Raw genomic sequence first — 26175 nt, 5'->3', positions numbered from 1 at the left:
ATAAACACGGACAGAAGACGCACGGATGCACCCTCCCCGAACAGCCGCGCCGACAAAACCAGTAGCATGCGGCGCCATGAGCTCCCCCACTGGGCCTGCACCCGGCCTGCCTGTACGAATGCCACGACCCCGACAGTCCGGGCGACACCGCCGCCCGGAGCCGGTGGCCGCGCCCGAGGGCGCGCCCGCGCTCGTCCTCGCCGTGCCCGGCGCTCCCGCGCCGGCGGCGCGCAGCCTGGCCGAAGAGGTCATAAGCATCGCCCGGTCCGAGCTGCCCGGCCTCGAAGTCGCCATCGGCTACCTCGACGGCGACAACGAGGAGTACCCCACGCTGACGGCGGTCCTCGCGCGCACCGCGGCCGTCCGCACCGAGCGGTACGAGATCGCGAAGGCTGCGGGCCGTGAGGTCGCCGAGCCCGAGGGCCCCGCCGCCGTCGTCGTCCCGCTGCTGGCCGGCCCGGACAACGTGCTCATGCGCCGGATCCGTGAGGCCCTCATGGACAGCGGGGCCGTCGCGGAGCTGACCGATGTCCTCGGTCCGCACCCGCTGCTCGCCGAGGCCGTGCATGTGCGGCTCTCCGAGGCCGGTCTGGCGCGCGCCGACCGTGCGCGGCTGTTCACGGTGGCGACGGCGGCCGACGGCATCATCCTCGCCACGGTGGGCGGCGAGGAGGCCGTGCAGGCCGCCGGCATCACCGGCATGCTGCTCGCGGCCCGGCTGGCCGTGCCGGTGATGGCCGCGGCGCTCGACGAGCCGGGTTCGGTCGCCGCGATCGCGGAACAGCTGCGCGGTTCGGGCTCCGTCCAGTTGGCGCTGGCGCCGTATTTGGTGGGTCCGGAGCTGCCGGAGGGTCTGCTCGACGCCGCCGCGAAGGAGGCCGGCTGCGCCGCTTCCGAGGCCCTCGGCGCGTACCCGGCCATCGGCAAGCTCGTCCTGTCGCAGTACGCGACGGCCCTGGGCATCGCCCAGCCGCAGGGGACTCAGCGCTGACAATCCCGCCGGGCTCCAGTGGGAAGGGCCCGTGCCGGTCGACATGTCGACCGGCACGGGCCCTTTCGCGTGGGTGCGCGCCGGCTCGCCGTGCCGGGGCCGGCTGCCGGGTCAGGTGAAGATCACGCAGGACGCCGCGGGGACCGGCAGGGAGCCCGCGCGGCGGGGAATGCCCGTCGCCTCGTCGATGTCGAACCAGGTCACGTCCCCGGAGCGCTCGTTGGCCGCGTACAGCCTGCGGCCCGAGGGGTCGAGGGCGAGGTCGCGGGGCCAGTGGCCGCCGCACGGCACGGTGGCGACGAGCTCCGCCTTCTCGGCGGTCTCGTCCAGGTCCAGTACCGCGATGCTGTCGTGGCCCCGGATCGCGGCCCACACACGCCTGCCGTCGGGCGCGACGACGACTGCCGAGGGGTACGCGGGGCCTTCGGCGCCGTCCGGCAGCACACGGACGCCGGCGAGCGGTTCCAGGGTCCCGGCGCGGTCGTCCCAGCGGCACACGGTCAGCGTCGGCTCCAACTCGCCCAGGGCGTAGGCGTGGCCGCCGCCCGGGTGGAAGGCGAGGTGGCGGGGTCCCGTACCGGGCGGCAGCGCGGTCTCCCGGTGGACGGTGAGGCGACCGGTGGCGCGGTCGTGGGCGTGTACGCGTACCGCGTCGGTGCCGAGGTCGACGGCGATGACCCAGCGTCCTGACGGGTCGGGCAGGACCTGGTGGGGGTGGGGCCGGGTCTGCCGGTCGGGATCGGGGCCGTGGCCGTCGTACCGGACGACGGCGGCGACCGGACGCGGCGATCCGTCCGGGCCCAGGGGCAGCACGCTGACGCTGCCGGAGCCGTAGTCGGCGGTCAGCAGGTGGCCCTGGGCGAGGGCGAGGTGCGTCGGGCCCTCGCCTGCGACGGGTGCCGGCGCGCCGATCGGGCGCAGCGCGCCGCCGGTGATGTCGAAGGCGGCGACCGCGCCGTCGGTCGTCTCGGAGACCGCGTACAGGACCGTGTCCGTCGCGGCCAGATAGGAGGGGTCGGCGACCGCGTCGGTGGCCGCGGTGACTGTCAGGGCGCCGGTTCCGGGGTCCACGGTGGCGGCCGTGATCCCCCTTCCGCCCGCCGAGGTGAACGATCCGATGAAGGCCCGCCCCACGCCTGTGTCACCCACAGGGTCTCCCCTCTCGTCCCGCGGAGCGCCCGTGGACCGCCCAGGGGCCGCGTCACGCGGTGTGCGGCCCCGACGGTAGCAGTAGGTCTAGACCAAAGGGCATCCCTGGGGACGGCTCCTCGGGGCCTACGCCGGTACGAGCGGGGCGCGCGGCGAGGTGCGGACCGGATGGGCGAGGTCCGCGAGTGCGCGCTCCAGGCCGTGCAGATGACCGAGCGCGGCTTCGGCCCCGGGGTGGTGCTGCGGGACGTGCACGACCTCCGTGGGCACCGAGGACCGAACGGGCCGTGCCGGCACCAGTGCGTGGACGGCGGCCTCGACGCGGCCGCAGGCGGCCGCGAGCCGGGCGTCGTGGGACGCTTGCGGATCGGCGGCGACGGCGGCCAGTCCGCGCACCTCGCGGGCGCACACGTCGAGCAGTTCGATGACCCGGCGCGCGCGGGCCTTGCGCGCCCGCAGCGGGCTGAGCGGGTGGACCAGCGGGGCGAGCGAGAGGCGTACGCGGCCGAGCAGCAGCTCCAGCTCCGCGGCGAGCGGCGCCGGGTCGGCCGTCTCGTCCCCGGCGAGGCGGCGCGCGGCCGCGGTGGTGCAGTCGTGCACGCAGCGCACCGCGCGCCGGATCCAGGCGTCGGTGGCGGCGTGGGTGGTGACCGGCAGGACGAGCGCGACGGCGAGCGCCGCGCCCAGCGCGCCGACCGCGGTCTCCTCCAGACGCAGGAGCAGCAGGCCCGGGTGGAGCACGCCGAGCAGTCCGTAGAGCAGCCCGGCCATCACGGTCACGAAGAACATCATCCAGCTGTACGACGGGGCCGCGGTGTAGAAGATGCCGAAGACGCACACGGCGACCAGGACGGCGGTGGGGCCGGGAGCGCCGGCCACCGGTACGGCGATCAGCAGGCCCGCGACGATGCCGGTGACGGTGCCGACGACCCGGCGGAAGCCGCGCACCAGCGTCTCGCCCCGGGAGGCGGTGTTGACGAAGATCCACCAGGCGGTGCCGACGGCCCAGTACCAGCGGTCCCCCGAGACGAGCTGTCCCGCCGCGAGCGCGAGAGCGCACGCCACCGTGGCCTGGAACGCCTGGCGGGTGGCGGGACGGGCGAGTCCGCGTCCGGGCAGCGGTGCGGGCGCGGGCGGCGGGGGCGTGCGGCGCTCGATGCACCAGGCGCCGAAGCGGACGGCGGAGGCGGCGGCGAGCGCGAGGGCGACGGCTCCGTACAGTTCGGGCAGTTGCGCGGGGACGGCGTGCAGGAACTGGGTGACGAAGAACATCATGAACGCGAAGATCCCCAGCGCGTGTCCGCGCGGCCCCCACCGGCGCGCGTAGACACCGCAGAAGACCACGGCGAGCCAGGCGGCGGCACGCAGCAGCGGCTGTCCGTGCAGGACGGTCGCGAGCGCGAGGACGGGGAAGCCGGCCGCCGGCAGCAGTGCCGTGGTCACGGCCTGCCGGCGCGCCGTGGGGTCGCCGACGGTGAACAGAGCGAGCAGTGCGGCGAGGCCGCCGGTGATCGAGGCGACGAGCGAGAGGCCGGCGGACTCGGCCGCGGCGACGGCGAGGCCGACGCCGAGGACGGCGCGCGTCGAGACGCGCAGCCGAAGGCGTCCCGGGTCGGGCGCGACGAACGCCCTCTTCATGTGCTGCAGGCCGGTCATGCTCCTCACGACGGTCGTCCCGCCCCCCTTGCTGATCGACGCGCCGCTGTGCGGCGGTCTCGGACACGGCAAAGGCGCCGCGGGTCCGGTCCGGCTCCGTCGCCGGTCCGGCGCTGCGCAGCGCCCTGTCTGTGCACAGGAAAGCATCTGCCGGTCAATGGCTCAACAGGGTGGAATTCGACTGGGCCATTGGTACAGTCGCGGGAGGGGTATGCGGACCAGGGAAGGGCCAACGGACCATGGCGGTGGACGAGCTCGACACGCGCATCCTGCGCCTGCTGATCGAGCAGCCGCGCACGAGCGTGCGCGAGTACGCGCGGATCCTCCAGGTCGCGCGCGGCACGCTGCAGGCCAGGATCGACCGGCTGGAGCGCGAGGGGGTGATCACGGGCACGGGGCCGCACCTCTCCCCCGCCGCGCTCGGTCACCCGGTGCTCGCCTTCGTCCACGTCGAGGTGACCCAGGGGCATCTGGACGAGGTCGGCGAGGCGCTGGCCGCGGTGCCGGAGATCATCGAGGCGTTCTCGATCACCGGGGGCGGCGATCTGATGACCCGGGTCGTGGCGCGGGACGCCGGTCACCTGGAGGACGTGATCCAGCGGCTGATCAACCTGCCCGGTGTGGTCCGTACGCGGACCGAGGTGGCGCTGCGGGAGCGGGTGCCGTACCGGCTGCTGCCGCTGGTCGAGTCGGTCGGGCGGGCGGCCGGTTCCTCCCGCTGAGAGGCGCCTTGGCATGCTGGACGCCATGAGCCCTGCGCGTACCCCTTCGGTCATCTTCGATCTCGACGGCACTCTGGTGGACAGCGAGCCGAACTACTACGAGGCCGGGCGCCGGGTGCTCGCCTCGCACGGCGTGACCGGTTTCGACTGGGACGAGCACACGTCGTTCATCGGGATCGGCACGCGCGAGACGCTGGAGATCCTGCGGGCCCGGTACACGATCGACGCGCCGCTCGACGAGCTGCTGGCGGCGAAGAACCGGATCTATCTGGAGCTGGCGCGCGCGTCGACGGACGTGTTCCCGGAGATGCGGAAGTTCGTGGAGGGGCTGGCGGCGGACGGGGTGCCGATGGCTGTCGCGTCGGGCTCGTCGCGGGCCGCGATCGATGCCGTCCTCGCGGGGACCGGGCTCGACGCGCACATCCGGGTGACGGTCTCGGCTGAGGAGGTCGGCCGCGGCAAGCCGGAGCCGGACGTCTTCCTGGAGGCGGCGCGCCGGCTGGGCGCGGACCCCGCGGACTGCGTCGTCGTGGAGGACGCGCCGCCGGGCGCGGCGGCCGCGAAGGCGGCCGGCATGCGGTGCATCGCCGTGCCGTATGTGCCGGCCACGGCGGCGGACCCGGCGTTCCTGGCGGCGGATCTGCTGTTCGCGGGCGGCCAGCGTGAGTTCACGGCGGAGACGGCCCACGCCTGGACGACGAGCCTTCGGTAGCGGGCCGCTTCGCCGCGCGGGGCGTGAGCTCGGTGGGCGGCTCCCCCTGGCGCCCCGGGCGGTGTTCCTGCCCGGAGCCCGGAGGCGCCGGTCGGCGCGGCCAGGGGGGCCGACGCCCGCCCGGACGACCGCCCGAGGCCACCGCGGCAGCGCCGCCGGAGCCAACCATCCTCGCTGCCGACGCCGGCCCGGACGGCGACCGTCCACGGAGCCGGCGCGGCACGGGGCCGCCCACGGCCGCCCCACCGCCACCGCCTCCGGAAGCAGCCCCGCCCGCACGGCAACCGTGCCCAGGGCGACACCGACCGGACGGCGAACGTCCGCCGAAGCCGGCGGTCGCGCTCCGGAGCGCGCGCCAGGCGGCGGCCACGGGCCGATCGCCGGGTCAGTCCGCCGCATGCGTCAAGTCCCCCCGCAGGCGTTGGGCGCGGAGCACCAGGAGCATTTCGAAGCGGCGGTCCGGGTCGTCGATCGCGTCGCCCCACAGCTCGCGGATCTGGCGCAGCCGGTAGCGGGCCGTCTGGGGGTGGATGCCGAGGCGGGTCGCCACCTCGGGGGCGCCGCCCGAGGTTTCGATCCAGGCGAGCAGCGTCGCGGCGAGGCGGCGCGCCTGGATCGGGCTCGTGCCCTCCAGCGGCGCCAGGCAGCGCGGTGCCGCCGCGTCGATCAGTTCCTGGGACGGTAACAGCACCAGTTCTTCCGTGCGTTCGGTGCAGTGCAGCACCTCGCCCCGCGGCAGCAGGCCGCTCTCCACCAGCCGCACCGCCGTCTCCGCCCAGCGCAGTGACGTCGCGGCGGCGGCGAGCGGTACCGAGGGGCCGATCGCGCCCGACCAGCCGGCCGTGGCGCGGCGGACCATCTCCCAGCGGCCCGCGGTGTCCGGTTCGGGGATGACGATGCGGGGCTGTTCGCTCTCCATGTCGAGGAGGATGTCCTGGCCGACGGCCGGCGCCACGGCCTCCCGGGCCGGCCGGATGAGCACCCCGACGGCGATCGTTCCGGGCAGTTCCCAGCCGATGCGGGCGGCCCGTTCGCCCAGTGCGGCGGCCGGGTCGCCGCGGTGTTCGACGAGTAATCGGTCGATCAACTGCCGTTGCAGCCGCAGGCGTTCGCCGGCACGGCGGGCCGCTGCCTCGGCGTAGCCGCGTACCGACTGCTCGACGAGTCCGTCCAGGTACTCGAAGCCGGATTCGGCGAGTTCGTACATCGCGGGCGCGGCGATGTCGACCTGCTGGCCGATCTCGGCGAACCTCCGCCAGGCGAGCCGGACGCCGAGCCGGTAGACGGCCTGGAGGGCGTCCAGGCTGCGGCCGTTCAGGCCCTCGCCGCGGCCGAACTCCTGGAACACCTCGGGCGGTACCCGGGGTTTCTGCGCCCCGGACGCCAGGTGCTGCACGAAGCGTTCGATGGCGCGCCGGATGCCGACGAGCGCCATCGGCTCGCCGGACTCGTCCTCCACGAGCCGCAGGTGCGGGAAGTCGCGGCGGATCTCGCGGAGGATCGCCTGGGCCAGTTCACCGGCCTCGCCGAGCGCGATCGCGGCGAACCGCTCCACCTGCGGCTTGGGCACCTCGCTCCACGCCGGACGCGTCATCGTCCCGGCGAGGCGGTGTCGTAGCTGATCAACGGGACGTTCGGCTGCTCGGGAGCGGCGTCCAGCAGGGCGACGATCCCGAAGGCCGTACCCACGGCGAGTGCCGCGGCGATCACCGCGGTGGCTGCGGCGGCGAACAGTCTGCGCATAGTCGGGTCAGCTCCTCGTTGGAGACGATCCCCACCCCGTATGGCCGGCCCCCACCGGCTGGACGCACAGTGTTGACGGGACATTGACAATCCGTCAAGTGCCCGCCTACGGTCATGGCCCCGAGGGCTGACCGGCCCGGGCCCGTGCATCTCCGTGCGAGTTTCTCGATTCAGGAGTGCCCGGATGCGCCGTACCGCTTCACCGATGTCCCTTGTCCTGCTGGGAGCCGGGGTCTTCCTGCTCGTCCTGGCCCCTCTCCTGGTCGGGTACGTCCAGCCGCAGGCCAAGCGCACCCCGATCGATGTCGACACCACCACGGTGTTCACCGGTACCGGGAGCTACTTCGACACCTCGAAGCTCAGGACCGTGCACGGGAAGACGATCACGATCACCCGCCGGGTCCGCGGGGACGTGGCCGACAGCGTCAGGAGCGGCAACGCCGTATGGGACGTGTCGACGTCCGTCGACACCGACCGCACGCTGCCCGCGTCCGACACCCGGGACTCCCTCCAGTGGACGTTGGAGCGCTGGGTCACCGACCGCTCCACCAACGAACCGGTGCACTGCTGCCGGGAGACGCCCGCCTTCGACGGCGAGGCGTACCTGAAGTTCCCCTTCGACGTCGAGGAGCGCTCCTACCGCTGGTGGGACGGCACGCTCGGCGCGGTCGTGCAGCTCCGTTACGCGGGCCGCACGACGGTGCAGGGGTACGAGGGGCTGCGGTTCACCGGCAGCGTCCCGCCCACCAGGACGGGGGTGCGCCAGGTGCCGGGGCGGCTCGTCGGCAGGCCGCGGACCCCGCAGGTGCTTGCCGAGGAGTGGTACGCGAACAGCGGCATCGAGCTGGTCGCCGACCGGCGCACCGGCCGGATCGTGTACGCCGCCATCGGGCCGCGGAAGACCCTGCGCGCGCCCGGTGCGGACAAGGACGCGGTCGTGCTCCTGGCGAGCGAGAAGATCGCCTTCACCCCGCGTACGCAACGGCAGCAGGTGGACCTGGCCTCGGCGGACAGCGAGAAGCTCGCGCTGCTCGGGACGACCGCACCGGCCGGGGCCGCCGTGCTGGGTACGGTGCTCGCCCTCCTGGGCGGAGTGCTGGTCGCCCGGGGGCGTCGAACGGAACCGGCGCATCCGGATGCTCACGAGATGACGAATCAGGCGGCCTGAGGTCCGCACAAGTTGTCAAACCGGTGAGTAGCCGTGTGTCGAACGCGTACCGAAAACTGGCTGTCCCCACCAGAGCACGGCCCCACCGGTCACCTTCCCCCCACCCCGCGACCCTGCGACGCGTATCGCCAACCTCCCACACAGCGACACGAGTTGGAGCACGCATGCCCCAGCACGTACCTCCTCCCCCACTGCTCGACGCCGGACAGCAGCCCGACCGGCACCCGCCCGGCCGCACCCAGGCCGCCCCGCACGACCCCGGCCCGCCCGGCCGCATCGTCTTCCTCGCCCATCGCGACCTGGACAACCCCGCCGCCGGCGGCTCGGAGCTGCTGATCGACCAGCTCGCCCGCGGCCTCTCGGAGCGCGGCCACGACGTCACCCTGCTGTGCGGCGGCCCCGCCGGGCACCGGCGGCCCTACCGCGTCGTGTCGGCCGGCAGCACGCTCGGGCACTACGCGGGCGCCCGATCGGCCTTCGCCCGGCAGGTCGGCACGTGCGACCTGCTCGTCGAGGTCTGCAACGGGATGCCGTACCTGACACCGCTGTGGCATCGCGGTCCCACCCTGTGCCTGGTCAACCATGTGCACACCGAGCTGTGGGACATGCGCTTCCCCGCGCCCGTCGCCCGGGCCGGACGGCTGCTGGAGCACTGGGCCCTGGCGCGGGCGCACCGGGGCAATCTGCTGGTCGCCGTCTCCCCGTCCACGGCGGGCGCCCTGCGGGCGATCGGCGTGGACCGGGAGCAGATCCGCGTGGTGCACAACGGGGTCCACGAGCCCGCGGCGCGTGCCCCTCGCTCCGCGACGCCCCTCTTCCTGGCCCTGGGCCGGCTGGTCGACTACAAGCGCATCGACCTCCTGCTGCGGCTGTGGGAACGCGTCCGGCCCGTGACCGGCGGCAGGCTCGTCATCGTCGGCGACGGCCCCGAACGGCAGCGCCTCGAGCACCTCGCGGGCCCCTCCGTCGAGTTCACCGGCCATGTCACGGAGGAGGAGAAGCACCGGCTGCTGTGCGCGTCCTGGCTCCTGCTGCACCCCGCGGCGGTCGAGGGCTGGGGACTGGTGGTGACCGAGGCCGGGGCGCGCGGCACGCCGGCTCTCGGCTTCGACGTGCCGGGCCTGCGGGACTCGGTCGAGGACGGTGTCACCGGCGTCCTCGTCGGCGGCGAGTCGTCGTTCGCCGCGGCGTGGTGCGCCCTCGCCCTCGACCACGACCGGCGGGAGGGCATGGGCAAGGCCGCGGCCGAACGCGCCGCGGACTTCCACTGGAGCAGCTCCGTACGGCAGTTCGCGGCGGTGGCGGCCGAGGCCGTGGAGCGCGCCCGCGCCCAGGGCGGCACGGGGACAACGGGCGCCCGCACCCGAAGGGGTACCGGGGCAACGCGCGCCCGCACCCAGGGCGGCGGGGCCACGGCGGGACCCGTCCAGGGCGGCGGCGCCGGGACGACGGGCGCACGCAGGTGAAGGATCCGTCGTTCCGCCGCTCCCTCACGCTCTTCCGTGCCTTCCTGCGCGAGCAGGACGATCCCCGTACCGCCTACGACCTGCTGGCCCGCGACGCGGCCGACCAGGTCGAGCGCCACATGGCGCTGAGCGGCCGTGTCGTCGTCGACGTCGGCGGCGGACGCGGCTACTTCACGCGGGAGTTCCGCCGACGCGGCGCCCACAGCTACCTCTTCGAGCCGGACCCGGCCGAGCTCGCCGCGCGGCCCGGCGCGGGCACGGTCGTCGCGGACGGTTATCTGCTGCCGCTCGCCGACGGCGCGGCCGACGTCTGCTTCTCGTCCAATGTGCTGGAGCACGTGTCCGACCCGCGCACCTTCCTCAGCGAGATGGTGCGGGTGACCCGGCCGGGCGGACTGATCTACGTCTCGTTCACCAACTGGCTGTCGCCGTGGGGCGGTCACGAATGGGCGCCCTGGCACTACCTGGGGGCCGAGCGTGCCCGGGCCCGCTACGAGCGGCGAACCGGCCGGCCGGCCAAGCACCGGCTCGGGGAGAACCTGTTCGCCATCGGGGTCGGAGCGACCCTGCGGCACGTCAGGGGCCGCGACGACGTCGAGGTCGTCTCCGCGCGGTCACGGTACTGGCCCGTCGTCCCCCAGCTCGTCCCGCTCGTGCCGGGGTTGCGCGAGTTCGCCACATGGAACCTCCTCCTCATCCTCCGGCGGTGTTCATGACCAGCGCTGTCCACGCACGTCCGCCCGCCTCCCCCGCGGCCGGTCCCCCGCCGCCCGGGCCACCGCCCCCGCCGCGGCGCTCGCGCCGCTGGCTGCTGGGGTTCTGGGCGGCGGTGTTCATCGCGTTCCTCGCGGTCTCGCCGGGCCGGATGACGTTCGAGACGAAGCTCGGCGTGGTGGCCGACCCCTGGGGGTTCCTCCGCGATCTGGGCCAGTTGTGGCACGACCGGGCCGGGTTCGGCGGCATCACGGACCAGTACGCGGGCTACCTGATCCCGATGCTGCCGTTCCACGCGGCGGCCGACCTCGTCCGGCTGCCCGTGTGGCTCGCCGAACGGCTGTGGCTCTCGCTCGTGGTCACCACGGCCTTCTGGGGCGCACTGCGCCTGGCCGAGCGTCTGGGCACCGGCTCCGCGGCGACCCGGCTGCTCGGTGCCGCGGTGTACGCGCTGTGGCCGACGTACACCATCGTGGTCGGCTCGACATCGGCCGCCGCCCTCCCGGGGGCCCTGCTCCCCTGGGTGCTCCTGCCGCTGACCGATCCGCGCACGAGCCCCCGGGTCGCGGCGGCCCGCTCCGCTCTGACGATCCCCCTGATGGGCGGCGTGAACGCCGCCTCCACCCTCGCCTCGCTGCTGCCCGTCGGCCTGTACCTGCTGTGCCGGCCGGGCGGGCCCCGCAAGCGCGCCCTGATCGCCTGGTGGACCCCGTGCGTGGTCCTCGCGACCGCCTGGTGGATCGTGCCGCTGCTGCTGCTCGGGACGTACGGCGAGAACTTCATGCCGTACGTGGAGACGTCGCAGACCACCACCGCCACGATGTCGGCGACGGAGGTGCTGCGCGGTGCGGGCAACTGGGTCGGCTACCTGAACTTCGGGGAGGCATGGCTGCCCGCGGGCTGGACCGTCGCCACGTCGGGGCTGGTGATCGCCGGATCGGTGCTCGCCGCCGCGCTCGGCCTCGCCGGTCTCGCTCGGCGCGACCTGCCCGAGCGGCGCTGGCTGGTGCTGACCGTGCTGACGGTCGCCCTCGTCACCCTCGCCGGGTACGGCGGCGCGCTGGGCGGCCCGTTCCACGAGACCGTGCAGGGCTGGCTGAACGGCCCGCTGGTGCCGTTCCGCAACATCTACAAGTTCCAGACGGGCATGGCGCTCGCGCTCGCCCTGGGGCTCATGCACCTCACTGCCGTCCTGCCGGACACCGTGCCCGCCCGCGCCCGGCGCCTCGCGCCCGCGGCGGCGGCCGCGCTCGTGCTGCCCGGGCTGTGCTGGCCGTACGTCAACGGCTCGATCCTTCAGCCGGGTTCCTTCCGGCAGCTGCCCGCGTACTGGGAGGCGACCGCCGACTGGCTGGCCGAGAACTCGGCCGAGGACCGCGCACTGGTCGTGCCCGCGACCGCGCACGGCCTGTACACCTGGGGCTCGCCCATCGACCAGCCGCTGGACGTCCTCGCCCGTTCGCCCTGGGCACAGCGCGACTACGTGCCGTTCGGCACCCCCGGCAACCGCCGCGCCCTGGACGCGGTGGAGCAGGCGCTGACGTCGGGTGGCGAAGTGCCCGGCCTGAGCGAGTTCCTGGGGCGCGCGGGCCTCCACTACGTCGTCGTGCGCAACGACCTCGACCCCGACCAGCTCGGCCACGTCCCCACCACGACGGTGAAGCGGGCCCTGGAGGCGTCCGGGTACCGGCGGGTCACCGGGTTCGGGCCGGTGCTGACCGGCGGGCGCATCGCGGACGACACCCCGGTGCAGGTCGAGGGCCTGTTCCCGCGCCAGCGCGCCGTGGAGGTCTACGAGCCGCCCGCCGGGACACCCCTCCCCGGCACGGCACGGCTGACGCCGGTGGCGTCCACGGCGGTGGTCAGCGGCGGGCCGGAGACCCTGCTGCCGCTGTCCGCCGACGGCGTCCTCACCGGGCGGCCCGCCGTCCTCGCGGGTGACGCGCACCCCGGGGTGGACCGGCCGCAGCTGTACGCGGCCGGCGACGGGATGCGCCGTGCCGACACCCGGTTCGGCCTCGTCAACTCTCACACGTCCCACACGTACACCCGCGAGGAGCGCAACCCCGAGCAGTCGGTGCAGGACCCGGGCGCGGAGCCGCGGCAGATCCTGCCCCGCACCGCGGAGCGGCACCGGACGACGGCCGTGCTGCGGGGTGCCGCGTCCGTCAGCGCGTCCTCCGTGGGGAACTGGCTGTTCCATCTGCCCCAGTACGACCCGGTGAACGCCTTCGACGGCAACCCCGACACCGGCTGGGCCGAGGGATCGCCGGGCTCGCCGAAGGGCGAGTGGCTGCGTATCGCCTTCACCGGCCCCACGCGCATACCACCGTCGCTGTCCCTGACCCCGCTGCCCAGCGGCAACGTGCGCGCGGCTCCCACGGCGGTGCGGGTGGAGACCGACCGGGGCAGCAGGGTGTCCCCGCTGCGGCCGGACGGGACCGCACAGCAGGTGGCCGCGCCCGAGGGCGAGGCCCGGTGGCTGAAGGTGACGATCCTGGAATCCCAGCAGGGCCGCCCGGGCCTGACCGGGGCGGGGTTCACCGAGATCTCGGTCCCCGGAGTCCAGGTGACGCGGATGCTGGAGCTGCCGGCCGACGCGCCCCGCGAGGGCGCCGGGTCGGTGGTCTACTCGCTCCGGCGCGGAAGCGATCCGGGCGGGCTGTCCGCGGTGCCCGCGGAGGTGGGGCTGCACCGGCAGTTCGACGCCGCCCGCCGGGGCGACTACACGGTGCGGGCGACCGCGCTGCCCGTGCCGGGCGACGCGCTGGACGACCTGCTGTTCGACCTCACCGGACAGCGCGACAAGATCCTGGTGAGCGCGGACTCCACGGCCCGCCTCGGCACGAACCTGAGCCCCCGCAACCTGACCGACGGCGACCTCACCACGGCCTGGGTCGCCGGTGAACGCCCGGTCCTGCATCTGTCCTGGCCGAAGAGGACATCGGTCGGCGAGATCGTCTTCGCGGCGGCCGGGGGGCTCGCCACCCGCCCCGAGCAGGTCCAGATCAGTTCCCCGGACGGCACGGCGGTGGCGGCCGTGGACGAGAACGGCATGGCGCGGTTCTCCCCCATCACCACCGACCGGATGGACATCACCATCTCCCGTGTGGCGCCGCTGACCCTGCACAACCCGGTCGCCGACGAGCAGTTGCAGCTCCCGGTCGGGCTGAGCGAGGTCCACATCCCGGCCCTGGAGCGGTTCCGCGCGCCGCAGCCGGACCCGGACGACACGTTCACGCTGCCCTGCGGCAAGGGGCCGGTCGTGTCGGTCGACGGGCAGTTCCTCGAGACCCGCGCCGAGGGGCGGGTAAAGGATCTGACCGAGCGCCGCCCGGTCGCCGTCTCGCTGTGCACCAAGGGCGGTCAGGTCTCGCTCGACCGGCGCACGCACACGGTGGAGGCCGGTGACGCCGGTCCGCTGGCCGTCACCGGGATCACGCTCGGCACCGGGCCGTCGCGGGCCGCCGCGAGCACGCCCCGCGGTCTCGGCACCGTCTCGGGCGGCGGTGACCGCCGCACCGTGCGGGTGGGCGCCGGAGACGCCTCGTACCTCCAGATCCACGAGAACCACAACGCGGGCTGGAAGGCCACGCTGAACGGCAGGGAGCTGACGCCGCTGCGGATCGACGGCTGGCAGCAGGCATGGCTCGTCCCGGCCGGAGCGGGCGGCACGGTGACGCTCCTGTACGAGCCCTCGCGCGTGTACGACGTGGGGCTGATCGGCGCCGGGGCCCTGCTGGTCCTGCTGGCCGCGCTCGCCCTCGTCCGGCGCCGCTCCCCGGCCTCGGCCCCCGTGGCGGTGCCGGAGCAGGCGGCGCCGCCCGGTCCCGGACTGCTGCTGGGCACGGTCGCGCTGACGCTGGTGGGTGCGGTGGTCGCCGGTCCGGTCGCCGCGGTGGTGCCCGTGCTCGCGGTCGTGGCGTGGCTGCGCCCGGCGGTCCTCTCGCCGCTCGCGTTCACGGCCCTGGCCGGTGCCGGGATCGCCGCGGTCGCCGGCAGCGGGGAGGCGGCGGCGCTGGGCCGGGGCGCGTACGGTCCGGTGGCCCAACTCCTCGCCCTGACCGCCCTGTTCGCCGCGCTGGTGACGGTGGGGCGGGAGCGCGGGGCCGGGGCCCATCGGGCCGCCCGGCCGACAGGCGGCGGGCCCGCGCCGCGCCACGATCGGGGGAGGGTCTGATGGCCACCGTTCAGCGACCGTCGTCCACCGGCGCCGCAGCGGGCAGACAGGTCACCCGTGTGCCGTTCCCGGTCGTCGACGAGGTGGCACGGCACTGCACGGATCCCGCCGAGCCGAACACGGTGCACATCGAGATCCACCTGCCGGGCCGCGTCGCACCGGACCGGCTGCGCGAGGCGTTCGCCCACGCGCTCCGCCGGCACCCGCGGGCGCTGATGCGCGAACGGGCGCACGGCCCGTTCGCGCACCGCTACGAGTGGGAGCTGACGGACCATCCGGACACGGAGGTCGTCTCCTTCCTCCCGTGCGCGCCCGGCGCCCTCGCCCGCGCCCGCGCCGGCGCTCTCGCCGTGGCGCCGCCGCTGACGGCGTCGCCGCCGCTGCGCCTGGAGGTCGTCGAGGAGCCGGGGACGGCCGGCTGCGTGCTCCTGTTCACTGTGCACCACACGGCGCTCGACGGCCCGTCGTGCCTGCGGATCGCGGCGACGGCGGCGGAGCTGCTCAGCGGCCGCCCGGCCCCGGCGGTGCCGTCCCCGGTCCGGCCCGTGGCCGCACCGGAGCGACGGGCGACCCGCGCGCCCGGCCTGGCCAGACCCGCCCGGGTCGCACCCGGCCGACCCGGACCGGTGCCCGGCAACGCCATGCTGGTCACCGAACTGCCCGTGCCGCGGCGCGAGTCGGGCGCCCCGTACACCGTCAACGACCAGCTGATGGCCGCCACGGCCCTGACCGTCGCCGACTGGAACCGCGAGCACGGCGCTCCCGAGCGCCCGCTGCGCATCACGATGCCCGTCGACGACCGCAGCCGCGGACCCGGGATGCCGATCGGCAACGGCACCCGCCTGGTCGAGGTCGGCTTCACCGCCGCGGAGGTCGCGGCCGGCACCGACACGGCCGCGCTGCTGCGCGTCACCGCGGAACGCACCCGCGCTCTCAAAGCGCGGCCCCGGCCTCAACTGGGGCGCGGCGCATCCCTGTTGACGGCTCCGGTGCTGCCCGTCGGCGCCCGGGCCGCGACGACGAGGGCGCTGAGGCGGCTGGCCTCGCCGTGGACGTCCACGACGCTGCTCAGCAACATCGGCCGGGTCCCCTACCCGCTCGACTTCGGCGAGGCGGGGCGGGCGAGCGCCGTCTGGTTCTCGGCGCCCGCCAGGATGCCGCGCGGGCTGACCGTCACCACGGCGTCCACGGGCGGCCGCCTGCACCTGGTGCTGCGGTGGTCCCGGGCGCTGCTCGGCGACGACGACGGACTGCGGCTGTGCGAGGTGTTCGCCCGCCGTCTGGCGGCGACGGATGCGGAGGCCCTGTGACCGGCACCGCTCCCCCGGGGCTCCGTGACTTCTACGAGAACCCCGCCGTGCCCGTGGCGTCGGGCGACGCGCGCAGCCGGCGCCAGGCGCGGATGCTGGCCCGGGCGCTCGACGTACCGGGCGCGCTCGTCGTCGACGTCGGTTGCGGGGACGGCAGCGCGGCCGCCACCGCGGCGCCGGTCCTCGCGGGGCACCGGATCGTCGGTGTCGACTGGTCGCAGGACGCGCTGCGCCGGGCCCGGCCGCGCCTCGCGCACGCGGTGCGCGGCGAACTCGGCGGGGGCGGCCTGCCGTTCGCCGACGGCTGCGCGGACGCGGTGCTGTTCAGCGAGGTCGTCGAGCATCTCGTGGATCCCGACGCGGCCCTGGACGAGCTGCGGCGGATCCTGCGGCCCGGCGGTCATCTGATGCTGTCCACGCCGAATCTGGCCGCCTGGTACAACCGCGTGCTGCTGCTCGCCGGCTGGCAGCCGGTGTTCTCGGAGGTGAGCCTGCGCGGCGTCCACGGCCGGCCGGGCCGCGAGGTGGTCGGCCATCTGCGGCTGTACACGGCCCGTGCGCTGCGTTCCTTTCTCACCGCGTCCGGTTTCGAGGTCGTACGGATCGCGGGTGCTCCGTTCCACGGTGTGCCGCGCGGGCTGCGGCTGCTGGACCGGGCGGCGTGCGCCGTGCCCTCGGCGTCGTCCATCCTACTGGCCCACGCCCGGCGGAGGTAGCGCCATGTGGTGGGGTGTGGGCGCGGCGCTGCTCGCCAACGTGCTGTACAGCGTGGGCTTCGTGGTGGAGAAGCGGGCGCTCGGCGCCCTGCCCGCCCTGTCGGCCCGGCGGCCCGCGCATGTCGTCGCGGTGCTGGTGGCGAGCCCGCTGTGGATCGTCGGGGCGCTGGCGCTCGCCGCCGGGTTCGTCGCCCAGCTGATCGTCTACCGCGCGCTGCCGATCGCGGCCGCGCAGGGCATCTTCGTCTCCGGTCTCGTCCTGCTTCTGCTGCTGTCGTCAGCCGTGCTCGGCGAACAGCCCTCCGGCCGGGAACGCTACGCGCTCGGCGCCGTACTCGTCGCCCTGCTGATGGTCGTCGCCTCGGTGCGCGAGGGCGAGGACGTCGTGAGCACCGGGGCGCCGTGGAGACTGGTGCTCCTCGTGTGCGTGCCCGCTCTCGCGAGCGGGGTGTGGCTGTACGGGCGCGTGGAGGCGCGGGCGCGGCGGCGTCACCGGGTGCCGACGAACGGCATGGGGTACGGGGTGGCCGTCGGGCTGCTCTACGGGGTCAGCTCGCTGGCGATCAAGGGCGCGTCCGGCACGCTGACCGGCGCGGGTGCCGGCGAGGCGGCGCGGGCGCTGCTGGCCTCCCCCTATCCGTATCTGCTGCTGTTCACGGCCGTCGCCGGTCTCGTCATGTCCCAGGCCGCGCTGCAGCGGTGCCGGGCCTCCCTGATCGTGCCCGTCTGCACGACGGTCACCTGTCTGTTCACGGCGGTGATCGGGACGCTCACCTTCGGGGAGCGTCTGCCGGACGATCCGCTGCTGCTCACGCTGCGGGTGGCAGGCACCGCGCTGGCGCTGTCCGTGCTGCTGGCCATGCCGCGCCACGACCCGCAGACCTGACCCCCCGTCCGCCGCCGCGCATGGCGGCCGTCCACGAGAACGAGGAGCCCGTCCCATGAACCCCGACGACCCGCTGCTGCGCATCCTGGCCTGCCCGCTCGACAAAGGGCCGCTGACGCTGCCGGCCGGTGAGAATGTGCTGTACAACCCCCGCCTCCAGCTGAGTTACCCGATCGTGGACGGCATTCCGCAGCTGCTGCCCTCCTCCGGGAGCAAGGTCTCCGCGGACGACCACGAGAGGTATCTGGGGGCGGCCGCCGGGTGACCGCCACCGCGGCGGCGGGGACCACCCCCGCGAGGTGACACGGAAGGTCTGTGCCATACTCAGCGCGCTCATTGCCCGTTCCACCCCGTGGGGATCACCGTTGAAGCCCGAGCCCGCCGTCGCCGGCACCGGAGCCGCCTCCGGCAGCCGTCGCAGGAGCCGGACGGCCGCGCCAGGAAGGCGCCCCGCCGCCGGGGCCGCATCCGACACCCGGGCGGGCAGCGGTACGTGAGCGGAATAGCACTCACCACCCCCTATCTGGACACCGACGCGGACCAGCTCTCCTTCTCCCTGGGGCGGCCCGCGCTCGAGGCACTCGCCGTCCGCGATCTGACGATCGGCGGGCTCGACGTCCAGCTCAGACTCCTGGGCGCCTCCCATCAGGTCTTCGCGGGACCCGTCCGGGAGACCGTTGCCTGCCTGCCCGGCGTAGCGGGAGGTCTGCCCGAGACGTCGGTGCGGGAGTTCGACGACTGGACCTACCGCTTCGGCGCCCACGTCCGCCGTTTCACCGCGGCCGGGTTCAGCGACCAGGTGGCCCGGATCCGCAGCCGGTCGGACGGGAATCCCGAAGCGCTGTACGGGATCTTCCCGGGCTCCCCCGAAGCCGTCACCGCACTCACCGTCGAGCGGCACAGCACCGGACTGGGCTGGCGCACTTGGCACACCTACCCGCAGAGCCGCCAGATCGTGGCGACGCACACCCGGCTGGAGGCCCGATGAAGACCGCCCGACTCATCAGCGTGACGATGCTCGCCACGGTCACGCTCACCGCCTGTGCCGGTGAACCCGACGTCAACGACGTGCCGAGGTCCTGGATCCACAAGGAGTACGACGGTGTCGGCCCGACCTACACCGACAGCAGTGACACGACGTCCGAGGTGGCGAAGGAGATCCACGGCCACACCAAGGCCCAGGACCGCATCGACGACGGTGACTCCGTGTTCCTCCGCTACCGCGACGACATCGTCGCGATCAGCCCCCACCAGGGCGGCAGCATGATCGAGATCGACGACTACCGTGACGGCCACCGGCGCTGGAAGTCCCGCATCGGCAACGTGTGGCCGGACCCGGACAGCGACGCGTTCCGCGGCGGCGGCCCCGGCTCCGGCAAGTAACCGCCTCAGGTCCACCCATCCGAACTCCCCGACGACGTCCCCGAAAGGCACCCCCGTGGCAGAGATCCTCGAGTCGGCAGGCACCGCCCTGCTCTACGGCCTGGTCGGCTTCATCGTGATGGCGGTCGGCTTCATCGCACTCGACCTCGTGACCCCCGGCAAGCTGGTCCATGTGGTGTGGACCGAGCGCAACCGCGGTGCCGCGGTCCTGCTCGCCGGCCAGACGATCGCCATCGGCCTCGTCATCGACCAGTCGATCAGGGCCAGCGAGTCCGAGCAGGGCCTGGCCCTCGGCCTGTTCAGCACGCTGCTGTACGGCCTCGCGGGCGTCGCCGTGATGACGTTCATCTCCGTGGTCGTGGGGCTGCTGACCCCGGGCCGCCTCGGTCACGCCGTGCTCGACGACAACGGGGACCGTCCCCACCCCGCCGCCTGGGTGCAGGCCGCGATGTACATCGGCACGGCCTTCATGGTCGGTGCCGCCGTCTCCTGACCACGCATGGGCACCACCACGCTCGACCGCACCACCACGGTCACCGCCCGCCCGCCCGCGACCCGCTCGCGGGGGGCGCGCTTCCTGCTGCTGTTCTCGGTGTTCCTCTGCGCGGCCTGCGGCCTCGTCTACGAACTGGCGCTCACCGCGCTGGGCAGCTACCTCATCGGCAACTCCGTGATGCAGACCTCCGTGGTCATCTCCGTCATGGTGTTCGCCATGGGTGTCGGCTCGCTGGCGGCCAAGCCGCTCCAGCGGCGCGCGGTCGGCGCGTTCGCCCTGGTCGAGGGGCTGCTCGCGCTCACCGGCGGGCTGTCGGTGCTCGTCCTGTACGTGTCGTTCGCCTGGCTGCGCGTCTACATGCCGTCCATGGTGGTGGTGTCCTTCGTCGTCGGCCTCCTCATCGGGGCCGAGATCCCGCTGCTGATGACGCTGCTTCAGCGGATCAGGCGTCAGGAGGCGGGCAGCGCGGTCGCCGACATGTTCGCCGTGGACTACATCGGCGCCCTGGTCGGCGGCCTGTGCTTCCCGCTTCTGCTCCTGCCGGCCTTCGGCCAGCTCAAGGGCGCTCTGGTGGTGGGCGCCGTCAACGCGCTCGCGGGCGTCCTCGTCGTCCTGTGGATCTTCCGCCGCGAGACCCGCCGGGTCGTGCGGATCGGGCTGCTGGCCGGAATGGCCGCCGTGCTGGCCGTACTCGGCACGGTGTACGCGCTGGCGGACGACATCGAGGTGACCGCGCGGCAGCAGCTCTACCGCGACCCGATCATCCACGCCGAGACGACGCCGTACCAGGACATCGTGGTCACCCGGTCCACGGCGTTCACCGGGGAGCCGGACACCCGGCTGTTCCTCAACGGCGACCTCCAGTTCTCCTCCGTCGACGAGTACCGCTACCACGAGGCCCTCGTCCACCCCGCCCTGTCCGGGAAGCGGTCCTCCGTGCTGATCCTGGGCGGCGGTGACGCCCTGGCCCTGCGTGAGGTCCTGCGCTACGACGACGTCGAGACGGTCACGCTGGTCGACCTCGATCCGGCGATGACGCGGCTCGCCCGCTCCTTCGCACCGCTGCGCGAGCTCAACGGCCGTGCGCTCGACGACCCCCGGGTCACCGCCGTCAACGCCGACGCCTTCAACTGGCTGCGCGACGCGGGCCGGCGCTACGACACGGTCGTCATCGACTTCCCCGACCCGGACAACGCCGCCCTGGCCAAGCTCTACTCCGTCGAGTTCTACCACCTGCTGCGCCACGTCCTGAAGCCGGACAGCCGGGTCATGGTGCAGGGCGGCTCCCCGTTCTTCGCACCCAAGTCGTACTGGTCCATCGCGGCGACGATCGAGGAGGCGGGCTACCGCACCTCCGAGTACCAGGTGGACGTGCCCAGCTTCGGCAACTGGGGCTTCATCCTGGCTACTCCGGGCACGGACGGGCCACCGCCGGCCGTGCGCCTGACCGAGGACGCCCCGCCGCTGCGGTTCCTGGACGACGCGGTCCTCGCGGCCGCCACCGTCTTCCCCGTGGACCGCCGCCCGCAGGACGTACGGGCCAGCACGCTCATGGACCCCGTGATCCTGGAGTACACCAGCCACGAGTGGCAGAACTACTGACCGGGCGGAGGCGCCGCCCAGGACGCCCACCGGACACCGCTGCACGCCCGGCCCCTTGGGGCCCACCCGCCACAAAGTCCCGTTCGTGACCTTCTGTTGGGCTGCCCACTCTCGTAACGTCAGCACGGCCTGAAATGGCCATGACGAAGAAGAGGGTGACCATGCACAAGCGTGTTCTGCAGCTGGTCTTAGCTCTTGCCGTGGGTCTCGCGGTGATCGCGGCACCGGCCGCCGCCGCGCCACCTGGCCCGCCCGACGTGTACCGCCCCGTCCGCGGGCCTGCCGCACCGGCCGAGTACCGGTATCTGCAGAAGACGCTGCCCGGACAGCCGATCCCCCGCCACGCCCACGCCGAGGCCGCCGCGCAGGCGCGCCTGCTGCCCACCACCGGCGGACGCTGGAAGCCGGTCGGACCCACCAACATCGGCGGGCGGATCGTCTCGCTCGCCCTCGACCCGAAGCGGGCCGACACGGTGTACGCCGCCGCGGCGAGCGGCGGGATCTGGCGCAGCACGGACGCCGGGCAGACCTTCGAGTCCGCGTGGCCGGACGACTGGACGCAGGCCATGGGAGCGGTCGCCACGGGGCCGGACGGGACCCTGTACGCGGGCACCGGCGAGGCCAACCCCGGTGGCGGCAGCATCACCTACGAGGGCACGGGCCTGTACCGCAGCAAGGACGGCGGGAGGCACTGGCAACCGATCGGGCTGCGCGACTCCGGCGCGATCAGCGCGATCACCGTCGACCCGGCCGACCCGCGGCGCATCTACGTGGCCGCGGCCGGTTCGCTCTACAACGGCGGCGGCGACCGGGGCGTGTACCGCTCGGACGACGGCGGGGACACCTGGCGGCGGATTCTCGCGGGAGCTGGGGGCACCGCCCAGGGCGAAGCCTCTGGGGGACAGTTCACCGGCGCCACCGAGGTGTTCGTCCAGGGCTCGACACTGTACGCCGTGCTGTGGGACCACCGCCGCACGCCGCAACTGCGCACCTACGGTGGTGTGGGCTCGGGCGTCTTCCGCAGCACCGACGACGGCAGGACCTGGGAGCGCCTCGGCGGGGGGCTGCCCGCACCCGGTCCCGAGGTGGGCCGGATCGGGCTCGCCGTCGCGGGCGAGCGGCTGTACGCCATCGTCAACCGGACCAGCGGCCCCTTCGAGGGCTTCTACACGTCCACCGACGGCGGCGACAGCTGGAGCAGGACCCCGGCCGACAAGAACCTCACGGATTCGCAGTCGTCCTTCGGATGGTGGTTCGGCAAGATCTGGGCCGACCCGAAGGACGCGCGGCACGTGCACGTCGCCGGCGTGCCGCTGATGACCACCAAGGACGCCGGTGCCACCTGGACGTACGACGACACGAGCATCCATGTCGACCACCACGCGATGGTCTGGGACCCGCGCCGTCCCGGCCGGGTCTACCTCGGCAACGACGGCGGGGTCTACCGCTCGGACGCGAACGGGGACGGCGGCTGGGTCAAGGCCCGCCACGAGCCGTACACCCAGCTCTACAGCGCGGCGATCAGCCCGCAGGACACCTCCCGCATCTCCGGCGGATCGCAGGACAACGGCTCGCTGCGCTCCTGGGGCGGCGACGGCTTCAACGAGTACCTCGGCGGGGACGGCGAGGAGAACATCATCGACCCGACCGACGTGAACAAGGTGTTCGCCTGCTACCAGTACGGCAACTGCTTCCGGTCCACCGACGGCGGCGACACCCTGACGTACTTCGCCGACAAGACGACCTTCAAGCGGCGCAACTGGTTCACGCCGGTCGTTCTCGACCCGCGGAACCCGAAGATCGTCTACTACGGCGCCGAGGTGCTCAACCGCTCGACGGACGGCGGTGCGACCTGGCAGGCCATCAGCCCCGACCTGTCCGGCGGCCCGGGCCCCGACCCGATCTACACCAACTACGGGACGATCACCTCCATCGCCCCGGCCGGTGACGGCCGGACCGTCTACGCCGGGACCGACGACGGCCGGGTCTGGGTCACCAGGAACCTGGGCGCGACCTGGACGAAGCTGGCCGAGGGGCTGCCGTGGGTCACCCGGGTCGTGGTCGATCCGGCCGACCCCGACCGCGTCTACACCACGCACTCCGCCTACCGCGCGGGCTCGGGACTCGCCCATGTGTACGGCAGCACGGACGGCGGCAGGCACTGGAAGGACCTGTCCGGGAACCTGCCGGACGCACCCGTGAACGATCTGGTCGTCGGACGCGGCAAGGTCCTGTACGTCGGCACGGACCAGGGCGTGTTCACGTCCCCGTCGGGCGGACGGCAGTGGTTCCGCCTGGGCCGGGGCATGCCCGCGGTCCCGGTGGACGACATCGAGTACGACGCGGGCCACCACCGCATGGTCGCGGCCACCTTCGGCCGGGGCTTCTACGAGCTCACCACCGGCTGACCGCCGGAACGCCCTGGGGCCCGGCCGCCGATCGGCGGCCGGGCCCCAGGGACACCTCCGAATGACCCGGCCCCACGGGCGGGCCGGGCTGGGCATCAGAGCTTGTGCATCCCCTTGTACGGGCTGACGATGCGGGTCTGGCAGGCACCGAAGTCGACGAGAAATGCGCCTGTCGCTTCCTGGCCGATGATCTTTCCGAGGCCATGCCGGTCGTGGGAGACACGGTCGCCGAGGGCGAAGTCCTTGATCACGGGCTCGGCTGGGGTTCCGAAGGGGCTGGTGGGCAGGTGGCGCCGAGGCGCGGATCGGTTCGTCATCGTGAAGTAAGTATGCCCCGCCGAGCGGGCCGCGAGCCCTGTCCGGCCGCCCCTTCATCACGCCGAGCGCGCGGGACGACCGGATATGCGCCCCATTATGGGCTTCCTGCCCATAAGTGATCCTTGGACTCTTGGTCTTGTTCGCCTGCGCAGCGGGGTGCTGAAAGCCGCCGCCCGGCTGCTCTCACCGTCGACGGTGGCCGTTGTCGGGATGGCGGAGGCAGGAGGCGACGACCACCAAGGGCCACAGGGACTGAAGGCAGGTCACAGCGCGTTCGGCAACGCCGGCGGCACCATGGCTCTGCATCTCGATCAGGAACCAGCCTGCACCGAGGGCCATCAAAGCGGTCGCGACGACGCAGGGTACGGGCCGCAGTCCCCATGGCGCGGATCCGCCGCGATCGGCGGCCAGAAGCGGCCACACCGCAAGGAGCGTGAAGCCGACAACGGCGACTGCTCCGTGCCGCAGCGACCCCCCACTGCTCGGCGCCGGGAGCAGAGCCACCACCAGCGCCGCCACTCCACCGCCGCCCAGCGCCGCACGCCCGGGGAGCGCGGCGGCCCGCAGCCCCCAGGCGGTCAGCAGGTGGCAGACGCCCAGCGCGACGAATGCTCCGGTCATCACCCAGAATCCCGCGGCCCCGTAGGCCGCCAGGACGCTGATCGTCTGAGTGGCGGGATCGTAGGCGGGCCCCTCCAGCAGTGCCGCGATCGTCCAGCCTCCGGCCAGCAGGACAGGGGCACACCCGGACGAAAGCAGGGTCCACCGGGGAACAGGTCGCATCGGCCCACCGTAAGGCGCTCGATTCCGCCTCTACCGTGCACACGCAGGCGCGGGGAATCCGAATGGACCTGTGCCGACGGCAGCGCAACCCGGGTGGCCGCCGGGCGGTCGGGCATCCCGCCCGCGGTCCGGCGCGCAGTCCGGCCGCACCCGCCGCTACCCGAGAAACGACAGCCGCACCTGGCGGTCGGGATTGTCCTTGTTCGTGTCCACCAGGCAGATCGACTGCCAGGTGCCCAGCTCCAGGCGTCCGCCGAGCACCGGCAGCGTCGCGTGCGGCGGGACGAGGGCGGGCAGGACGTGGTCCCTGCCGTGGCCGGGGCTGCCGTGGCGGTGCTGCCAGCGGTCGTCGGCGGGCAGGAGGGTGTGCAGGGCGGCCAGCAGATCGTCGTCGCTGCCCGCGCCGGTCTCGATGACGGCGATGCCGGCGGTGGCGTGCGGGACGAAGATGTTGAGCAGGCCGTCCCTGCCGTTCGCGTGACGGTCGAGGAACTGCTCGCAGGTGTGCGTCAGATCGGTGACCGTCTCACTGGATCCGGTGGAGAGGGTCAGCGTCGTGGTGGTGAAGTGTCCGGGCATGGCCCCATCCTCCCGCCCGCTCCGCGTCCGGCGCGCGTCATGCGGCCGCCGCCGGGAAGATCCCGTCCCCGCCCATGGTTGGTAGAACCGTGAACAACTTCGGGTCGCAGGACATGGACGTGGTCGTCGTCGGCGCAGGACAGGCGGGCCTGTCCGCCGCCTACCACCTGCGGCGCGCCGGTCTCGTACCGGACCGGGACTTCGTGGTCCTGGACCATGCGCCCCGCCCGGGCGGCGCCTGGCAGTTCCGCTGGCCCTCGCTCACGTACGGCAAGGTGCACGGCATGCACGCCCTGCCCGGCATGGAACTGACCGGCGCCGATGACGACCGGCCGTCCTCCGAGGTGATCGGCGCCTACTTCGCGGCCTACGAGGAGCGCTTCGGCCTGCGGGTCCACCGCCCCGTGCAGGTCAGCACCGTACGCGACGCGGAGGACGGACGGCTTGCGGTCGAGACCTCCGAGGGGGTGTGGTCGGCGCGCGCGCTGATCAACGCGACCGGCACCTGGGACCGGCCGTTCTGGCCCCGCTACCGCGGCCAGGAGACGTTCCGGGGGCGTCAGCTGCACACCGCGGACTACCCCGGGCCCGAGGAGTTCGCCGGGCAGCGCGTCGTCGTCGTGGGCGGCGGGGCGTCGGGGACGCAGCACTTGATGGAGATCGCCGAGGTGGCCGCCGAGACCACCTGGGTGACACGCCGGCCCCCCGTCTTCCGCGAGGGGCCCTTCGACGAGGACGCCGGGCGCGCCGCCGTCGCCATGGTCGAGGAGCGCGTACGGCTCGGGCTGCCGCCGCAGAGCGTGGTGTCGGTGACCGGGCTGCCGCTCAACGATGCCGTCCGGCGCGCCCGCGAGACCGGGGTGCTGGAGCGCGAGCCGATGTTCGACCGGATCACGCCGACGGGGGTGGCCTGGGACGACGGCCGGACGGTGGAAGCCGATGTGATCCTCTGGGCGACCGGATTCCGGGCGGCGATCGACCACCTGGCCCCGCTGCGGCTGCGGGAGCCGGGCGGCGGGATCCGCGTCGAGGGGACCCGGGCCGTACGGGACGAGCGCGTCCATCTCGTCGGCTACGGGCCCTCCGCGTCGACGATCGGGGCGAACCGGGCCGGGCGCGCCGCGGTCCGTGAGATCAAGCGCCTCCTGGAGCGCGAACCGGCGCTGGTGTGAGGCACCGGCCGCGGTCGACTC

The 26175-nt window shown here is 73.8% G+C and carries 24 protein-coding genes; 17 read left to right on the top strand and 7 right to left on the bottom strand.

Translation table 11 applies throughout. The features are described from left to right. Window positions 1-76 precede the first annotated feature (76 nt). Window positions 77-991: a sirohydrochlorin chelatase gene (locus ACF08N_RS22435; protein WP_392326428.1), complete on the top strand. Its 915-nt coding sequence runs from the start codon at window positions 77-79 to the stop codon at window positions 989-991. Window positions 992-1102: 111 nt separating this feature from the next. Here ACF08N_RS22435 and ACF08N_RS22430 read toward each other — a convergent pair whose 3' ends face one another. Together ACF08N_RS22430 and ACF08N_RS22425 are read right to left on the bottom strand one after the other, a co-directional pair. Beyond that, the gene (locus ACF08N_RS22430) at window positions 1103-2140 is read right to left on the bottom strand and encodes a lactonase family protein (RefSeq protein ID WP_392326427.1); all 1038 of its coding nucleotides are present in this window, start codon (window positions 2138-2140) and stop codon (window positions 1103-1105) included. A 126-nt stretch (window positions 2141-2266) separates the two neighbouring features. After that, entirely contained in the window at window positions 2267-3778 is a 1512-nt protein-coding gene (locus ACF08N_RS22425; RefSeq protein ID WP_392326603.1) for an FUSC family protein, read from the bottom strand. Window positions 3779-4035: 257 nt separating this feature from the next. On the opposite strand from ACF08N_RS22425, the gene ACF08N_RS22420 reads away from it, so the two are divergent. Together ACF08N_RS22420 and ACF08N_RS22415 are read left to right on the top strand one after the other, a co-directional pair. Next, a complete protein-coding gene (locus tag ACF08N_RS22420) occupies window positions 4036-4518 on the top strand; it encodes an Lrp/AsnC family transcriptional regulator (protein ID WP_392326426.1) in 483 nt (160 codons plus the stop codon). A 25-nt stretch (window positions 4519-4543) separates the two neighbouring features. Then, window positions 4544-5230 (top strand): HAD family hydrolase, encoded by a 687-nt coding sequence (locus ACF08N_RS22415; RefSeq protein WP_392326425.1) that lies wholly within the window; start codon window positions 4544-4546, stop codon window positions 5228-5230. A 385-nt stretch (window positions 5231-5615) separates the two neighbouring features. Here ACF08N_RS22415 and ACF08N_RS22410 read toward each other — a convergent pair whose 3' ends face one another. Together ACF08N_RS22410 and ACF08N_RS22405 are read right to left on the bottom strand one after the other, a co-directional pair. Next, window positions 5616-6824, bottom strand: a complete 1209-nt coding sequence (locus ACF08N_RS22410; RefSeq protein ID WP_392326424.1) for a helix-turn-helix domain-containing protein — start codon at window positions 6822-6824, stop codon at window positions 5616-5618. Next, window positions 6821-6973: a hypothetical protein gene (locus ACF08N_RS22405; protein WP_392326423.1), complete on the bottom strand. Its 153-nt coding sequence runs from the start codon at window positions 6971-6973 to the stop codon at window positions 6821-6823. The genes ACF08N_RS22410 and ACF08N_RS22405 overlap by 4 nt, the downstream gene beginning before the upstream one ends. Window positions 6974-7157: 184 nt before the next feature. On the opposite strand from ACF08N_RS22405, the gene ACF08N_RS22400 reads away from it, so the two are divergent. From ACF08N_RS22400 to ACF08N_RS22340, 13 genes are all read left to right on the top strand, one after another. After that, window positions 7158-8141 (top strand): DUF3068 domain-containing protein, encoded by a 984-nt coding sequence (locus ACF08N_RS22400; RefSeq protein ID WP_392326422.1) that lies wholly within the window; start codon window positions 7158-7160, stop codon window positions 8139-8141. A gap of 164 nt (window positions 8142-8305) precedes the next feature. Continuing rightward, entirely contained in the window at window positions 8306-9607 is a 1302-nt protein-coding gene (locus ACF08N_RS22395) for a glycosyltransferase family 4 protein (RefSeq protein ID WP_392326421.1), read from the top strand. Further along, window positions 9604-10323 carry a class I SAM-dependent methyltransferase gene (locus ACF08N_RS22390; protein ID WP_392326420.1) on the top strand — a complete coding sequence of 240 codons (720 nt, stop codon included), beginning with the start codon at window positions 9604-9606 and terminating at the stop codon, window positions 10321-10323. Before ACF08N_RS22395 ends, ACF08N_RS22390 begins: the two co-directional genes overlap by 4 nt. Then, the gene (locus tag ACF08N_RS22385) at window positions 10320-14501 is read left to right on the top strand and encodes an alpha-(1->3)-arabinofuranosyltransferase family protein (RefSeq protein ID WP_392326419.1); all 4182 of its coding nucleotides are present in this window, start codon (window positions 10320-10322) and stop codon (window positions 14499-14501) included. Before ACF08N_RS22390 ends, ACF08N_RS22385 begins: the two co-directional genes overlap by 4 nt. Further along, window positions 14501-15811, top strand: coding sequence for a condensation protein (locus tag ACF08N_RS22380; RefSeq protein ID WP_392326418.1), 1311 nt, complete (start codon window positions 14501-14503; stop codon window positions 15809-15811). Before ACF08N_RS22385 ends, ACF08N_RS22380 begins: the two co-directional genes overlap by 1 nt. Further along, window positions 15808-16527, top strand: a complete 720-nt coding sequence (locus ACF08N_RS22375; protein ID WP_392326417.1) for a class I SAM-dependent methyltransferase — start codon at window positions 15808-15810, stop codon at window positions 16525-16527. Before ACF08N_RS22380 ends, ACF08N_RS22375 begins: the two co-directional genes overlap by 4 nt. Before the next feature lie 4 nt (window positions 16528-16531). Further along, on the top strand, window positions 16532-17413 hold the full coding sequence (locus ACF08N_RS22370) for a hypothetical protein (RefSeq protein ID WP_392326416.1): 882 nt from the start codon (window positions 16532-16534) through the stop codon (window positions 17411-17413). 55 nt (window positions 17414-17468) lie between these two features. Continuing rightward, window positions 17469-17678, top strand: a complete 210-nt coding sequence (locus ACF08N_RS22365; RefSeq protein ID WP_392326415.1) for a Trm112 family protein — start codon at window positions 17469-17471, stop codon at window positions 17676-17678. A gap of 228 nt (window positions 17679-17906) precedes the next feature. Beyond that, window positions 17907-18401 carry a DUF2617 family protein gene (locus tag ACF08N_RS22360; protein ID WP_392326414.1) on the top strand — a complete coding sequence of 165 codons (495 nt, stop codon included), beginning with the start codon at window positions 17907-17909 and terminating at the stop codon, window positions 18399-18401. Further along, the gene (locus tag ACF08N_RS22355) at window positions 18398-18796 is read left to right on the top strand and encodes a DUF4247 domain-containing protein (protein WP_392326413.1); all 399 of its coding nucleotides are present in this window, start codon (window positions 18398-18400) and stop codon (window positions 18794-18796) included. The genes ACF08N_RS22360 and ACF08N_RS22355 overlap by 4 nt, the downstream gene beginning before the upstream one ends. Window positions 18797-18851: 55 nt before the next feature. Then, window positions 18852-19289, top strand: coding sequence for a DUF350 domain-containing protein (locus tag ACF08N_RS22350; protein ID WP_392326412.1), 438 nt, complete (start codon window positions 18852-18854; stop codon window positions 19287-19289). Between the two features lie 6 nt (window positions 19290-19295). Further along, window positions 19296-20894: a polyamine aminopropyltransferase gene (locus tag ACF08N_RS22345; protein WP_392326411.1), complete on the top strand. Its 1599-nt coding sequence runs from the start codon at window positions 19296-19298 to the stop codon at window positions 20892-20894. 161 nt (window positions 20895-21055) lie between these two features. Further along, window positions 21056-23302 carry a WD40/YVTN/BNR-like repeat-containing protein gene (locus tag ACF08N_RS22340; RefSeq protein ID WP_392326410.1) on the top strand — a complete coding sequence of 749 codons (2247 nt, stop codon included), beginning with the start codon at window positions 21056-21058 and terminating at the stop codon, window positions 23300-23302. Window positions 23303-23397: 95 nt separating this feature from the next. Here the strand turns inward: ACF08N_RS22340 and ACF08N_RS22335 are convergent, their stop codons facing one another. From ACF08N_RS22335 to ACF08N_RS22325, 3 genes are all read right to left on the bottom strand, one after another. After that, window positions 23398-23619 (bottom strand): hypothetical protein, encoded by a 222-nt coding sequence (locus tag ACF08N_RS22335; protein ID WP_392326409.1) that lies wholly within the window; start codon window positions 23617-23619, stop codon window positions 23398-23400. Between the two features lie 184 nt (window positions 23620-23803). Then, a complete protein-coding gene (locus ACF08N_RS22330; RefSeq protein WP_392326408.1) occupies window positions 23804-24403 on the bottom strand; it encodes a DUF998 domain-containing protein in 600 nt (199 codons plus the stop codon). Window positions 24404-24559: 156 nt separating this feature from the next. Further along, complete coding sequence (locus tag ACF08N_RS22325) at window positions 24560-24982, bottom strand: YjbQ family protein (RefSeq protein ID WP_392326407.1); 423 nt, start codon at window positions 24980-24982, stop codon at window positions 24560-24562. A 113-nt stretch (window positions 24983-25095) separates the two neighbouring features. Here ACF08N_RS22325 and ACF08N_RS22320 point away from each other — a divergent pair, with 113 nt between their 5' ends. After that, window positions 25096-26154 (top strand): NAD(P)-binding domain-containing protein, encoded by a 1059-nt coding sequence (locus tag ACF08N_RS22320; protein ID WP_392326602.1) that lies wholly within the window; start codon window positions 25096-25098, stop codon window positions 26152-26154. Window positions 26155-26175: the final 21 nt, after the last annotated feature.

Source organism: Streptomyces sp. NPDC015127, assembly GCF_043080095.1.
Lineage (GTDB): Bacteria > Actinomycetota > Actinomycetes > Streptomycetales > Streptomycetaceae > Streptomyces.
This window is presented reverse-complemented; position numbering and strand designations above follow the sequence as displayed.

Bases quoted from the DNA above. Each gene is read 5' to 3' on its own strand.
- ACF08N_RS22380 (WP_392326418.1), top strand. From the start codon at position 14,501: ATGGCCACCGTTCAGCGACCGTCGTCCACCGGCGCCGCAGCGGGCAGA.
- ACF08N_RS22320 (WP_392326602.1), top strand. From the start codon at position 25,096: ATGGACGTGGTCGTCGTCGGCGCAGGACAGGCGGGCCTGTCCGCCGCC.
- ACF08N_RS22425 (WP_392326603.1), bottom strand. From the start codon at position 3,778: ATGAAGAGGGCGTTCGTCGCGCCCGACCCGGGACGCCTTCGGCTGCGC.
- ACF08N_RS22325 (WP_392326407.1), bottom strand. From the start codon at position 24,982: ATGCCCGGACACTTCACCACCACGACGCTGACCCTCTCCACCGGATCC.
- ACF08N_RS22395 (WP_392326421.1), top strand. From the start codon at position 8,306: ATGCCCCAGCACGTACCTCCTCCCCCACTGCTCGACGCCGGACAGCAG.
- ACF08N_RS22370 (WP_392326416.1), top strand. From the start codon at position 16,532: ATGTGGTGGGGTGTGGGCGCGGCGCTGCTCGCCAACGTGCTGTACAGC.
- ACF08N_RS22345 (WP_392326411.1), top strand. From the start codon at position 19,296: ATGGGCACCACCACGCTCGACCGCACCACCACGGTCACCGCCCGCCCG.
- ACF08N_RS22400 (WP_392326422.1), top strand. From the start codon at position 7,158: ATGCGCCGTACCGCTTCACCGATGTCCCTTGTCCTGCTGGGAGCCGGG.
- ACF08N_RS22435 (WP_392326428.1), top strand. From the start codon at position 77: ATGAGCTCCCCCACTGGGCCTGCACCCGGCCTGCCTGTACGAATGCCA.
- ACF08N_RS22405 (WP_392326423.1), bottom strand. From the start codon at position 6,973: ATGCGCAGACTGTTCGCCGCCGCAGCCACCGCGGTGATCGCCGCGGCA.
- ACF08N_RS22340 (WP_392326410.1), top strand. From the start codon at position 21,056: ATGCACAAGCGTGTTCTGCAGCTGGTCTTAGCTCTTGCCGTGGGTCTC.
- ACF08N_RS22410 (WP_392326424.1), bottom strand. From the start codon at position 6,824: ATGACGCGTCCGGCGTGGAGCGAGGTGCCCAAGCCGCAGGTGGAGCGG.
- ACF08N_RS22335 (WP_392326409.1), bottom strand. From the start codon at position 23,619: ATGACGAACCGATCCGCGCCTCGGCGCCACCTGCCCACCAGCCCCTTC.
- ACF08N_RS22420 (WP_392326426.1), top strand. From the start codon at position 4,036: ATGGCGGTGGACGAGCTCGACACGCGCATCCTGCGCCTGCTGATCGAG.
- ACF08N_RS22365 (WP_392326415.1), top strand. From the start codon at position 17,469: ATGAACCCCGACGACCCGCTGCTGCGCATCCTGGCCTGCCCGCTCGAC.
- ACF08N_RS22355 (WP_392326413.1), top strand. From the start codon at position 18,398: ATGAAGACCGCCCGACTCATCAGCGTGACGATGCTCGCCACGGTCACG.
- ACF08N_RS22330 (WP_392326408.1), bottom strand. From the start codon at position 24,403: ATGCGACCTGTTCCCCGGTGGACCCTGCTTTCGTCCGGGTGTGCCCCT.
- ACF08N_RS22415 (WP_392326425.1), top strand. From the start codon at position 4,544: ATGAGCCCTGCGCGTACCCCTTCGGTCATCTTCGATCTCGACGGCACT.
- ACF08N_RS22385 (WP_392326419.1), top strand. From the start codon at position 10,320: ATGACCAGCGCTGTCCACGCACGTCCGCCCGCCTCCCCCGCGGCCGGT.